This window comes from Methyloversatilis discipulorum (assembly GCF_018780585.1).
GTDB lineage: Bacteria > Pseudomonadota > Gammaproteobacteria > Burkholderiales > Rhodocyclaceae > Methyloversatilis > Methyloversatilis discipulorum_B.
Window position 1 is genome coordinate 1 of the sequence record NZ_JADMJL010000071.1, and the last position, 12,146, is coordinate 12,146.

13 protein-coding genes are annotated in these 12,146 nt (G+C 69.4%); 3 read left to right on the forward strand and 10 right to left on the reverse strand.

The genetic code is table 11. The features are described 5' to 3' along the window. Positions 1–197: 197 nt before the first annotated feature. The 9 genes from IV112_RS20975 to IV112_RS21015 all read right to left on the reverse strand — a co-directional run bounded on the left by IV112_RS20975 (position 198) and on the right by IV112_RS21015 (position 8,506). Complete coding sequence (locus IV112_RS20975; protein WP_304007024.1) at positions 198–1,391, reverse strand: OpgC family protein; 1,194 nt, start codon at positions 1,389–1,391, stop codon at positions 198–200. 229 nt (positions 1,392–1,620) lie between these two features. Beyond that, on the reverse strand, positions 1,621–2,541 hold the full coding sequence (locus IV112_RS20980; RefSeq protein WP_304007026.1) for an MxaL protein: 921 nt from the start codon (positions 2,539–2,541) through the stop codon (positions 1,621–1,623). Positions 2,542–2,551: 10 nt separating this feature from the next. After that, entirely contained in the window at positions 2,552–3,088 is a 537-nt protein-coding gene (locus tag IV112_RS20985; protein WP_304007028.1) for an MxaK protein, read from the reverse strand. Further along, positions 3,085–4,167 carry a vWA domain-containing protein gene (locus tag IV112_RS20990; RefSeq protein WP_304007030.1) on the reverse strand — a complete coding sequence of 361 codons (1,083 nt, stop codon included), beginning with the start codon at positions 4,165–4,167 and terminating at the stop codon, positions 3,085–3,087. Before IV112_RS20990 ends, IV112_RS20985 begins: the two co-directional genes overlap by 4 nt. Further along, positions 4,164–5,198 carry a hypothetical protein gene (locus IV112_RS20995; RefSeq protein WP_304007032.1) on the reverse strand — a complete coding sequence of 345 codons (1,035 nt, stop codon included), beginning with the start codon at positions 5,196–5,198 and terminating at the stop codon, positions 4,164–4,166. The genes IV112_RS20990 and IV112_RS20995 overlap by 4 nt, the downstream gene beginning before the upstream one ends. Beyond that, positions 5,195–6,058: a DUF58 domain-containing protein gene (locus IV112_RS21000; protein WP_304007034.1), complete on the reverse strand. Its 864-nt coding sequence runs from the start codon at positions 6,056–6,058 to the stop codon at positions 5,195–5,197. The genes IV112_RS20995 and IV112_RS21000 overlap by 4 nt, the downstream gene beginning before the upstream one ends. Then, complete coding sequence (locus IV112_RS21005) at positions 6,055–7,077, reverse strand: AAA family ATPase (protein ID WP_304007035.1); 1,023 nt, start codon at positions 7,075–7,077, stop codon at positions 6,055–6,057. The genes IV112_RS21000 and IV112_RS21005 overlap by 4 nt, the downstream gene beginning before the upstream one ends. 116 nt (positions 7,078–7,193) lie before the next feature. Next, positions 7,194–7,739 (reverse strand): DUF1097 domain-containing protein, encoded by a 546-nt coding sequence (locus tag IV112_RS21010; protein WP_304007037.1) that lies wholly within the window; start codon positions 7,737–7,739, stop codon positions 7,194–7,196. Between the two features lie 101 nt (positions 7,740–7,840). Next, positions 7,841–8,506: a pyridoxamine 5'-phosphate oxidase family protein gene (locus IV112_RS21015; RefSeq protein WP_304007038.1), complete on the reverse strand. Its 666-nt coding sequence runs from the start codon at positions 8,504–8,506 to the stop codon at positions 7,841–7,843. 178 nt (positions 8,507–8,684) lie between these two features. Between IV112_RS21015 and IV112_RS21020 the strand changes: the two genes are divergently transcribed. Beyond that, on the forward strand, positions 8,685–9,500 hold the full coding sequence (locus tag IV112_RS21020) for an IclR family transcriptional regulator (RefSeq protein WP_304007040.1): 816 nt from the start codon (positions 8,685–8,687) through the stop codon (positions 9,498–9,500). 15 nt (positions 9,501–9,515) lie between these two features. On the opposite strand, the gene IV112_RS21025 is transcribed toward IV112_RS21020, so the two are convergent. Beyond that, a complete protein-coding gene (locus IV112_RS21025) occupies positions 9,516–9,713 on the reverse strand; it encodes a DUF2970 domain-containing protein (RefSeq protein WP_024300831.1) in 198 nt (65 codons plus the stop codon). 174 nt (positions 9,714–9,887) lie between these two features. Here IV112_RS21025 and IV112_RS21030 point away from each other — a divergent pair, with 174 nt between their 5' ends. Both IV112_RS21030 and IV112_RS21035 read left to right on the forward strand, forming a co-directional pair. After that, positions 9,888–11,384 carry a sensor histidine kinase gene (locus tag IV112_RS21030; RefSeq protein ID WP_304007042.1) on the forward strand — a complete coding sequence of 499 codons (1,497 nt, stop codon included), beginning with the start codon at positions 9,888–9,890 and terminating at the stop codon, positions 11,382–11,384. Further along, the gene (locus IV112_RS21035) at positions 11,381–12,028 is read left to right on the forward strand and encodes a response regulator transcription factor (RefSeq protein WP_304007044.1); all 648 of its coding nucleotides are present in this window, start codon (positions 11,381–11,383) and stop codon (positions 12,026–12,028) included. The genes IV112_RS21030 and IV112_RS21035 overlap by 4 nt, the downstream gene beginning before the upstream one ends. Positions 12,029–12,146 lie beyond the last annotated feature (118 nt).

The window sequence follows — 12,146 nt, forward strand, 5'->3', positions numbered from 1 at the left end:
AAGCCCAAGGAGCGACGCGGCATCCACCTGCTCGTCCCGAGGTGCCCCTCGGGAGACAAAGACAATACAAGGAGCGGTCCTCTGACCGCGACACAGCCTCTGCCGTCCGCCGGCTTCGATCCAAGCTCCAGTCGGCGTCAGAAGCCTCCTCCCGCAGAACCTCTGCCCAGGCCCTGGCCGCGACCAGGCGGATCGCTTCAGCCGCCCTTGCGGATCGGGGCTGCCACGGCGCCGACGTATTCGCCATCCGCACGATGGTGCGGGGCGGGCGAACGCTGCGGTCTGCGCACGACGTCGAGCCACGCCGCCAGCGCCCACATCAGCAGCACCCCGAGCAGCCCGGCGGCGATCTGTATCGCCGGATGATCCCCGGCTTGCGCACCGACCGCGTCGGCGAGCGGTGCCAGCAGCACGCTGACGCAGAACACTTCAAGTGAATGACGACCCATGCAGCGCAGCGCCGATGCAGGCGCGGTGTGCAGCCATGCCCCCGGACGCAGCAGTGTGGTGGCCACCCAGGCCAGCACCAGGAAGTGGGCGACGCGCAGCAGGTCGAGGTCGGTCTTGCTGATCGGATAGATCAGCGTGGCGATGGACTGCGGCATCAGCGCGTCGTGAATCTCCGGCCAGCGCCACGACAGGCTGAGCAGCAGCGAGGCCGCGAGGAAGGCCAGCGCCGCCGGCATCATGATGTTGCGGCCGATGCGCCGCTCCAGCGGACGCATGCGGAGCAGGGATCGCGGTCGTGCGCAGCAGGCGCCGATGAAGAACAGGAACTGCCAGGCCAGCGGATTGAAGAACCACACGCCTTCCGGCGCGGCGGGCAGATTCAGCCCCGTCTGCTTCTCCAGCAGCCACAGCAGGCCGGAGGGCAGCAGCACCCACAGCGGCCGCCGCACCAGCAGCGGCAGCAGGCCGGCCATCAGGGTCATCAGCACGACATAGAGCGGCAGCGGGTCCATCAGCACCGGCTTGAACTGCATCAGGATGCCGGCCAGCAGCGCCTCCTGCGGCTGGTCGAGGAAGTAGCGCAGCCCCATCTCGGCGATGAAGTCGCGTGTCTCGACATTGTCGTTGGCGACGAACACGACCACCATCAGCTGTGCCAGCAGAAACACGTGGGCGACGTAGAGGATCCAGGCGCGGCGCAGCACGTGCACCGCCGCCGGGAAGAATCCCTCGCGTTCGTAGCGGCGGCCGTAGGCGAGCATGGCGCCATAGCCGGCGAGGAACACGAACAGCTCGGCGGCATCGCTGAGACCGAAGTTGCGCAGCGTGGCGTAGCCGAGCGGATTGCCGGGCAGGTGGTCCCAGAACATGCAGATCAGTGCGACGCCGCGGAAGAGGTCGACGCGCAGGTCGCGCGCCGCGGGGGGAGGTGCGTAAGTCATCGTCATCGGCTCCATGCGGGCGGGTCGCGGACGCTGCGTGCCGTCGGCCGATGTCCGTTACCCGATGCTGTAGGGAGGCATGTGGCCACGGCGACGTGGCCCATGAAGTGTCCTTGATGCGCCCGCGAATGCTAGCGCCGCGCAAGGGTAGACCAGATGGGCGTACAGGTAGGCGTCTGTCAGCGGATGCTGACAGGCTGCGCGGCAGGCCAGGCGGCCTGCCGGGTTCTCAGCGGCGCGACTCCGGGCGGAAGCGCAGCGCGAGCACGACCAGCGCAAGAAGCGCCGGCAGCCAGTTCAGTGCGGTCGGTACCGGACGCGACACTGCGGCGCCGTCGTGCTTCATGGCGCGGACCAAAGTGCCGGTGTCGGACAGCGTCGCGTAGTCGAATCCGACCTGCTGCGCGATCTCGCGCAGATGGGTTTCGCGCAGCGCCGACAGGTGTTCGGTGCCGGGTACCTTGCGGCCGTCGGCGGTCCGCAGCTCGCGCTGTATCACCTCGCCGGCCTGCCAGTAGCCGACCGGGCGGCCGTCGTCGTCGCTCTTCGGTATCGGCCGCGCCGCCTCGCCGCCGGCGCCGACGATCCAGCCGCGGACCTCGCCCGGCTTGATGTCGTCGAAGCCCGGCTTGTCGCCGTCGCGCAGCGGCGGCGCTTCCTGGCCGTCGCTGACGAAGACGACGGCGGGCGACTCGTCCAGCGTCTTGGCGGTGCGCACCGACCAGAACACGCCCTTCGCGACCTCGCTCGAGTTGCCCCAGCGCATGCGGCCGTCGATCTGGTCGAGTGAAGCGATCAGGTCGCTGTAGTGCGCGCACACCTCGATCGGCGCCAGCAGCAGCAGCGTGCGGTACTCGGCGAAACCGGCCCAGCCGACGCGCGAGCCGCAGGGCAGTTCGCGCAGCGCGCGCTTGGCCGATTCGCGGGCGTAGGTCAGGCGGCTGACCGGCACGCCGTCCAGCTCGTAGTCCTCGACGTTCATGCTCTGCGTCAGATCGAACACGACGATGGTGTCCCAGCTGTCGCGCGGCAGGTTCACCGGCGGCAGCACGGCGGCGATCACCAGCAGCGCGAACGCGGCGAGCAGCGAGCGGGCGTCGCGCTCGCGCAGGCTGGCGAGCAGGTTGCGCAGGAAGACGCGTGTTCTCATGCGCATGTCCTCACGGCAGGTCCAGGCGCACGCCCTGCAGCGTCGTCACCACGCGCTCTCTCGGTGGCTCCGGGCCTTCGTCCTCGGCGGCCACGGCCTGCTCGATCTCGGGCGCGAGCCACAGCGCGCGTTCGAGGTTGTAGCGCGCCTCCCAGTCGTCCGGCCGCTCGCGCAGCGCGTCGCGGTAGCGTTGCTTGGCCAGCTCGACCAGCGGCAGCGCGTTGGCGATGTCGGCTTCGCCGTGCGCCAGCACCTCGCGCAGATGCAGGTTGCCGAGGTTGTAGCGCGCGCCCTCGCGCAGGTCCGCGCGTTCGCCGGCGATCAGCGCCTTCCAGGCACGGGTGGCGGCTTCGCTGTCGGTGCCGCGGCTCAGCGCCAGCGCCTGCGCGAACTGCGCTTCCGGCAGGTCGGCGTCGACGCTGCCGGCGGCGGCGATGGCCGCATTCACGCGTTCGGCCTGCCACAGCTGCGATGTCTGCCAGCCGGCGGCGAGCCCGGTGAACAGCGCGGTGGCGCCGAAGATCAGATGGACGGTGCGTCGTTTCACAGCCAGCTCCGCAGAAGAAGGGATCGATAGACCAGCAGCAGCGCGCAGCACAGCGCCGCCAGCGAGAAGAAGAGGCGGCTGTGGTCCTGCCGCGGCACGCGTTCTTCGAAGTCGAGCGGGAAGTTCTGCTGGCGGCCTACTTCGGCCACCGCCTTCGCGAGGTCTTCGGGGCTGTCCGCCTGGTACAGGCGGTAGGTCACCGGCAGCGACTGGAAGAAGCGGTGCAGCGACACTTCGGCGATCGACTCCTGCGCGTAGTAGGCGTTGCGCGCCTCGATGGCGTCCATGCCGTCGCCCTCAGCGGCCGGCGGCGGCGCGCTCGCTTCGGCGTCGAGTTCTGGCGCGTTCAGCGTGCGCAGATAGAGCCAGTGCAGCGCGATGCGGTTGGCCTGCAGGCCCTCGCGGATGCGCTTGCGCGTCGGTTCGTCGAGGTGGGCACCGCCGTCGGTCACCAGCAGGATGATGCGGCTGCCGGTGTAGGCGCGCTCGGTGAAGGTGTCGATGGCGGCGGTCAGTGCGCGGCCGACGTTGGTGTCGGACAGACCGCGGCCCAGCCCACCCGCCGTGATGCCGGCCTGCACGACGGCGTCGTGCTGGGTGAAGGGCACGACGTTCATCGGGCCGGCGCTGAAGAACATCAGCGCGAAGCGGTCGTCCGGCCGCTGCTCGACGAATTTCGACAGCAGGTCGCGCGCCACCGCCGACTTCGGCTCGCCGCGTGAGTCCACCTGGTAGAGCAGCGAATGCGGATCGATGGTGCGCCAGTCGCTGGGCTTCATCTTGGCGTCCATGCTGCGGCTGCGGTCCATCAGAATCATGATTTCGGCGCCGCGGCCGGTGCGCGTCACCGTGGTTTCGGGCGAGCCGGGGCCGGCCAGTGCGATGACGATGCCGGCCAGCGCGAGCACCGCCAGTGCCCGCCAGGCGAAACCGGCGATGCGGCCGGCGCGGTCGCGCGGCAGCCAGTCCAGCGTCGGGAACAGCAGCGTGTCGCGGCGCCGGCGCAGCAGCGGCAACGCGGCCAGCGGCAACAGCAGCAGCGCCCAGGGCTGGGCGAAGTCGATGGCGCCGAAGGTCATGCTTCGTGCCGCCTTTCGATGTCGCGCAGGCGACGGGCGAAGCTGCGCAGCGGCAGCGCATCGGCCGGGCGGCCTTCGCCGAAGAACAGTGCGGCCGACTGCGCGTAGAAGCGTTCGATGTCGGCGCGCAGCGGTGCGTACTGCGGTGCGCGCTCGAACAGGCGCGGCAGCGAGGCCGGCTGCAGGCTGCGGCCGGCGGTGCGGTCGAAGGCCCGGTGCAGTGCCTGCCAGGCTTCCGGTGCGTCGTCGCCGCGGCCGCGCAGGCCCTTCAGATCGCGCAGTGCGCGGGCGAAGGGCTGGCTGCGACCGGCACGCCAGCTGCGCCAGGCCAGCCATCCGCCCCAGGCCAGCAGCGTGGCGACGCACAGGCCGCCCCACAGCGCGATCTGCTGGCGGATGGCCGTGGTGTCGACAGCCGGTGCGGCGCGGTCCGGCTGCAGCGCGTCCAGTGCGCCTTCGCCGAAGGCGTTGCGCGGTGTCAGCGGCGCCGCGCTGAAGGGCCAGGCGGCCACACCGAGCAGACCGCCGGAGGTCTGCAGGTCGAGCGCCGGCAGCGTCAGCGCGGTAAGTGCCTGCGGTGCGTTGATCAGCTGGTGCTCGATCACCAGCCAGTGCCGTCCGTCGGCGTCGCGTTCGACGCGGGTCGGCCGGCGTTCCAGCCAGACGCCGACGCGACCGGGTGCTGGCGGCTTGGTGAGCTCGACCGGCTTGCCGTCAATGGCGAGCAGCACGCGCTGCGTCAGCACATCGCCCAGGGTATGACCGAAGGCGCGCGGCTGTTCGACGCGGGCGGGCGCGCCCTGCGGCTGCGGTGCCGGTGCGGGTGCCGGGGCGGTTGCCTCCGGCGCCGGCGTGGCGATGGCGTCGGCGCCGTTCCCGGGTGTTTCGGTGGCGGCCGTTTCCTGCGGGGCAGCGTTGCCCTCGGTGCTTGCAGCCGGCGCCTCCGGCGCGGCGGCGGCGGGGGTCTGTGCGAAGGCGCCCTGTACGAGCAGCAGACTGGCGATCAGGGACGCTCGGATCAAGGGCGTCATGAGGTGGCCTCGAAGAAGTAGTCGGACATCGCCTCGGCGTCGAAGGCGCCGTGGATGAAGAAGGGGCGCAGGTCGCGCGCGGAGAAGAAGGCATCCAGCTCGGCGCGCCGTGCCGCCACTGCGTCGCGCCACTGTGTGCGCAGCTTGGGGCGCATGAAGAGTGTGCGGCGGACACTGCTCTCGGCGTCGCGCAGCGGTGCAATGGCGTCGTAGGGCGGTGGCTCGGTTTCGGCCGGGTCCCACACGACCACCGGCACGACGAAGGCATGCGACAGCAGATCGAGCGCGGCGCCAAGCCGGTCGAGCGGCCAGTGGAAGTCGCTGACCAGGAAGACCAGCGCCTCACGGCCGATCAGCTGTTGCAGTGCGTCTTCCAGCCCCTCGATGCCACCGGGCGCCGGTGTGCACTGGCGCAGACTGTCGGCCATCACGCTGCCCAGGCCGCGGCTCAGCGTGGCCGGTACGCACAGGTCGGCGCGTTCGCGCTGGTCGAAGGCCAGCATGCCCAGCGCATCGCCGACGCGGAAGGCGCTGCGCGCCAGCGATTCGACGAAGTCGGCGGCGACGTCGATCTTGCGCCGGCGGGCGCCGAAGCCCATCGAGGCGGACACATCCACCAGCAGTTGCACGGTGACGCCGACGCGCTGGCGATTGACGCGCACCAGCCAGTCGCCGGTGGTGCTGCGCACGCTGGCGCGCAGATCCAGCCGGCGCGGGTCGGGCCGGTCGTACAGACTCATGTGCGACACGAATTCCTGACCGGCGCCCAGGCTGCTGCCCGGGTGCGAACCGGGGCGCTGACCGGCGGCGCGCTGTGGCAAGCGGTAGTGGAATTCGTGCAGCTCGTCGGCGGCACTCATCGCGGCGTGGCGACCTTCTCGATGATCTGCGCGACCAGCGCGTCGGCGATCTGCGCGCGGCGCATTTCGTAGACCGGGGTGAAGAACACGCGGTGGCCCAGCGTCGACGGCAGGATGGCCTGCACGTCGTCCGGTACCAGGTGGGTGCGGCCGTCCATCCAGGCGACCACGCGCGCGGCGCGCAGCATGGCGCTCATGCCGCGCGGGCTGGCGCCGGCGAGGATGAGTTTCTTCATGTCGACGCCGTCGATGCGCACGTCGAAGGCGGCCGGGTTCTGGCTGGCGTCCCACAGGTCCATCACATAGCGTTCGAGCGCTTCACTCGCCACCACGCTGCGCTGGATCGCGGCGGCCATGCTGTTCAGCGACTGCCAGTCGAGAATGCCCGGCGCGACCTGGTCGATCAGCGCGTCGACGTCGTGGAAGGCGGTGTCGAACACCAGCGCGCGGCGCACTGCCGGATCGCGCGGTGTTTCCATGCGCAGTTCGAACATGAAGCGGTCGCGCGCGGCCGAAGCCAGCTCGAAGGTTTCCTCCTTCTCGACCTTGTTGCGGTCGGCGAACACCGTCATGTGCGGGAAGCTGTACTCGCGGTTGAAGGCCGACACCGTGCGCTCGGCCATTGCGCGCAGCAGCAGCGACTGCACCTGCGGGCGGGCGCGGTTGATCTCGTTGAAGAAGAAGGTGGTGAGGCGTTCGCCGTGACGCAGCAGCGGACCGGGTTCGATGCGCGGCTTGCCGTCGGCATCGACATAGGTGTGATAGACGAGGTCGTTGGGCATCAGGTCGACGGTGCCTTCGACGCGCTCGAAGTCGCCGCCGATGGCGCGGGCGAAGGCACGCAGCACCGTGGTCTTGCCGACGCCGACGTCACCTTCGAGCAGCACGTGGCCACGCGCGAACAGCGCCACATTGATCAGTCGCACCACGCTGTCCTGGCCGATCACGGCCTTGCGTACTTCGGTTTCGACGCGCAGCGCGGCGTCGCGCCAGTCCTGCAGATGTTCTTCCCTGTTCATGCTGTCTCCCGGATGCGGAATCGATAGTGGAGGCGGGGGCGCTGATCGTGCACCGACTGCGGCGCAGTCTAGGCAGGAGGCGACGGGCAAGTTGCCCTGTGTGCGTGGACGAGGGCTCAGCCGGCGCTGCGGGTCTGCGTGTCGGGTGCGCTCAGCTGCGCGATCAGCCGGGCGTTGGCCCAGCCGAACAGGCAGCCGATCAGCAGCGCCAGCGGCAGCGCGACGATGACGTTGTCGGCACGCAGTGTCGTGAGCACCGTAGCGTCGAAGCGACCGGGCACGTCGAGATAGGCCCAGTTTGCGGCGAAGCCGTAGACGCACACCGGCAGCACGGCCAGCCGCGGCCAGCCGGAGGCCAGGCTCATGACACCGACCGCGGCGCCGACCACCAGCGGTACCCATACGGTGCCGGGCAGCGCGGTCGGGTTGAACAGGATGGCCAGCGCCGCCAGCCAGCCGGCGAACACGCCGAACACCGCGTGCGCCAGCACCGCCGCCAGTGCGGCCGGCGGCCGGTCGCCGCCGCCGAGATGGAAGAAGCAGGCCCAGGCGATCACCATCGGCCACATCGGCAGCGGGAAGGTCTGCATCGTGAAGGTCATCGTCACCGCCAGGATGACGTTGGCGCAGACCAGGGCGGAGAAGGGCTTCAGTGCGTGCATGGCGGTGTCCTTTCGAGGCATGGGCGTGCAGCCGCCCCTGCGGCCCCGGTGGGGCTGCATACGTGCGGGCGGCGAGGAGGGGAGCGGCCGCAGCCGCGGCGTCAGGTGCGGCCCTGCTGCACCAGTTCGGCGTACTCGTCCGGCGTGATCAGGCCCTGCGCAGTCGCGAGCTGGCTGTCGTGCGCGGGCAGCACGTCCTGCAGGCCGTCGATGCGTTTCCATGTGGCCGGCGGCGTTTCGCAGCCCGGCTGCGGCACGTGCGGCGCACCGGCAACGCGCTGGTAGCGGTGGATGTAACGCGGGCAGTTGATGAAGATTTCCGCCAGCTTCACGCGCACGACGAATTCCGCGCCGTGGAAGGCGGGCAGGCCTTCATGCAGCAGCGGATCGTCGCGGCTCACCGTGGCGTCGCCGTGCACGCGCACGCGGTGCGGTGTTTCGAAGTCGATGAACAGCATCCCCACCTTCGGGTTGGCGCCGATATTGCCCATCGACAGGAACATGCCGTTGCCGTCGAAGCTCGGGAACGCCAGCGTCGTGCTATCGACCACCCTGACGAAGCCAGGACTGCCGCCCTTGTGCGACACCGTCGGGTAGCCGCGGTGGTCGACCGTGGTGAGAAAGAAGAAGTCGCGCGACTCGATGAAGCCCTGGTGTTCGGGCTGGATGTCCGGATGCACGATGAACTGCTGCACGCGGTCGGCCAGCGGCCGCATGTCGAACTCTTCCTGCAGCGCGCGGTGCTGCGCGCCGTAGAGCGTGGCCATGTCTCCTCCTGAATCAAGAAAGCTGTCCGATGAACGGACAAACCGGTTGTTCGAGGTTATGTTGTGTGAGGCCGATGCTAGTGTTCGCATCTGCAGGCGGCAATAAGCCGGGCCTACATAGGTGTCCGCATATCGGACACTGTTTTTGCGGATGAACAGACAGGGGGCGGACGGCCGGATGAACGGACGGGCTTCAGCGCAGCGCGGCGAGGCGGACGAGGCGCCGGCAGGCAGCCTGCACCGCGCGCGGCTGCTGGTGACGACGATCGCGCGCGGCTCCCGCCGCGGCAGCCTGCTGACCGAACTGGTCGCGCGTACCGGCCTGCCGCGGCCGACCATACACCGCGTGCTCGACATGCTGATCGACATGGGCTGGGTCGAGCGCGACCCGCTGACGCTGCGCTTCAACCTCGGCCGTGATCTGGCTGCGCTCGGCTATTCGGCGATCAGCCGCCAGCCTGTCGAACGCGCGGCGGCGACCGAACTGAGCGCGCTGGCCGAGGAACTGGACCAGGTGGTGTTCCTGAACATCCGCAGCGGTCTCGACAGCGTGTGCATCGGCCGCTATGACACGCGCTCGCAGATACAGGTCGGGCGCGGCGACGTCGGCCTGCGTACCGCCTTCGGCATCACGCAGAGCTGCATCGCGATGATGTCGCGGCTGCCGGCGGACGAGGTGTGGGAGGTGATGCGCATCAATCTGTCGCGCTTCCACCGCGTGGAGCGCTACGACGAAATCCGCCATCGCGCGGCCATCGAATTCGCGCTGGCCAACGGCTACTGCTGTTTCGACGGCATGGTGCTGGACCGCAGCACCAGCGGCATGGGTGTGCCGATCTGCGATGCCGGCGGCTACCCGGTGGCGGGCATCGGCACCACTTTCATCAGCGCCTGGCTGGACGAGGCCGGTCGCGCCGCCTGCCGCGCGCGGCTGGAAGCGGCGGCGGCGCGCATCGCGCAGCGCCTGTTCGCGCTGCCCGAGGGCGAGGGCTGATCGACAGGTCGCCGCTCAGCGGGTGATGAAATGCACCGCCGTCAGCAGCGTGCCGACGAACAGCGCGGCGCCGAGCACGGCACCGGCGATCAGATGCAGCGGCTTCAGCGTCACCGTGTCGACGTCGTGCCGGCTGCGCTTGCGCACGCCGAAGAAGCTCCAGAACACGGTGGTGGCGATGCGCAGCACGGACGGGGCGTGAGATGAGGACATGACGGATCTCCAGCAGCGATGAAGGCGTGCGCGCGCGGGCGCACCGTGTCGTCACACTAGAGACCGTCGCGCGCACGGAACAGATCCAGTCACGCCGAAACAGGACCGGCACAGCGGGCGGCGACCGGTGCCGCGGGCAAGATGCCCGCGCGCCAGCCGGCTAGAATCGGTGCGATGAAGCGCGGCACCAACCTGAAACTGACGCTGATGCTGCGCATCACGCTGCTCGCCGTGGCCATCGGCGTGCTCGCGTCGGCCGGCCTGATCTGGCGCACGACGACACGGCTGCAGGCCGAGGCGGTGCGCAACGCCGACCTGGTGTCGCGGCTGATCACCGACCAGATGTCGCGCCAGCTGAGCGGGCTCGAACTGAATATCGGCAAGCCCGACCTCGCGCGCTTCGCCGAATTTTCCGAAGTGACCCGGCTGTGCGTGCAGTACTTCGACCTCGAAGGCACGCTGTCGGCCAACAGCTGCCAGCAGGCGCCGCCGCCACAGGCGGAAGCCGAGGCGCCGGCGTGGTTCCGCGAACTGATCCGCTACACGCTGAACCGGCGCATCGATCGGGGCGCCGAGTCGGCCACCGACAGCGGCGAATCGCCGGGCGTGAAGGTGGGGCGGCGCGTGCTCTGGTATCAGCCCTACGGCGTCGGCCTCGACGTCGGGCGCGCACCGGGCCTGAAGATGGGCGAGGTGCTGATACGCGTCGATGCCGACCGCGAAAGCGCCGCCGTGTGGAACGAGATCACGCGCCTGCTGATGTGGGCGGTGCTGGCGCTGCTGGCGTTCAACGTGCTGATCTACTTCAGCATCAGCCGCGCGCTGCGTCCGGCGGCGGCGGTGCTGGACGGCCTCGGCAAGCTCGAACGCGGCGATCTGGATGCGCGTCTGCCGGCCTTCGAACTAATCGAATTCGACCGCATCGGCTCGGTGTTCAACGCGATGGCCGGTAATCTGAAACAGAAGACGCGGGAGCAGCAGCGCCTGGCGCAGATGCTGCTCACCGTGCAGGAAGGCGAGCGCCGGCGGCTGGCGCGCGAACTGCACGACGAGTTCGGGCAGAGCCTGGCGTCGATCAGCGCCGAGGCGGCTTGCGTCGTGAACGAGGCGGGGCGGTCGCCACCGCAGCCGGACGCGCTGCGCGCGAGCGGCCAGACGGTGCTGCGCACGGTCAGCGGCATGATGGAATCGCTGCACGGCATCCTCCGCCAGCTGCGGCCGGTCGGGCTGGACGAGTACGGGCTGATCGCCGGCCTCGACAAGCTGGTGCGCATGTGGGACGCCCAGGCACGCGGCCGCTGCAGCTACCGCCTGGAGGTCAGCGGCGACTTCGCCGACGTGCCGGACGACATCGCGATCAATCTCTACCGCATCGTGCAGGAGTGTCTGACCAATGCGGCCAAACACTCGGGCGCGACGACGGTCGACGTGCAACTGGAGCGGCGCACCGCGAGTGACGACATCCGGCTGCGCGTCAGCGACGACGGCGTCGTGCGCGGGCCTGACCTGCCGACGCCACGTGGCAAGTCCGGCGGCTTCGGCCTGATCGGCGTAAAGGAAAGGGTGATCGCGCTCGGCGGCCGCGTGCAGCTGTCGGCGCGTGAACCGCAGGGACTGGCGGTCGATATCGTCGTGCCCTGGCAACTGACGGACGGAGGAACACCGGCATGACCGATACACCGATCAGCGTGCTGCTGGTCGACGACCACGCGGTGGTGCGCGAGGGCTACCGGCGCCTGATCGAGCGGCATCCGCCGCTGACCATCGCAGCCGAAGCCGGCTCCGGCGAAGAGGCCTACCGGCGCTACGTCGAACTGGCGCCGGACGTGGTGGTGATGGACATCACGCTGCCGGGTGCGAGCGGCATCCAGACGCTGCAGCACATCCTGCAGCGCGACCGCGACGCCCGCGTGCTCATCTTCACCATGCACCGTGACGCCACCTTCGTCGAGAAGGCGCTGGAATCGGGCGCGCTCGGCTATGTCACAAAGAGTTCGTCGCCGGACCTGCTGGTCGAGGCCATCTGCGCGGTGTATCACCGGCGGCAGACGCTGAGCCCGGACGTGCAGACCGAACTGGCCGCACTGCGCCGCGCCGGCAGCGCCGCGAAGAACCCGCTGGCCGCGCTGAGCGCCCGCGAATTCGAAATCCTGCGCATGCTGGTCGCCGCGAAGTCGCGTGAGGACATTGCCGACACGCTGCACATCAGCGTGAAGACGGTGTTCAACATCCACTACCAGATCAAGTCCAAGCTCGGCGTGTCGACCGACATCGAACTGATGCACGCGGCGCGGCAACTCGGCTTGATCGACTGAGTTTGTGGGAGCGACCTCTGGTCGCGATGCGGCGATCGCGGACCGCCGTCTTCGATTCAGGCTGTAATCGCGAGCAAGCTCGCTTGTATGTTCTGCCCTGGCAAGCGTAGGAATAGCT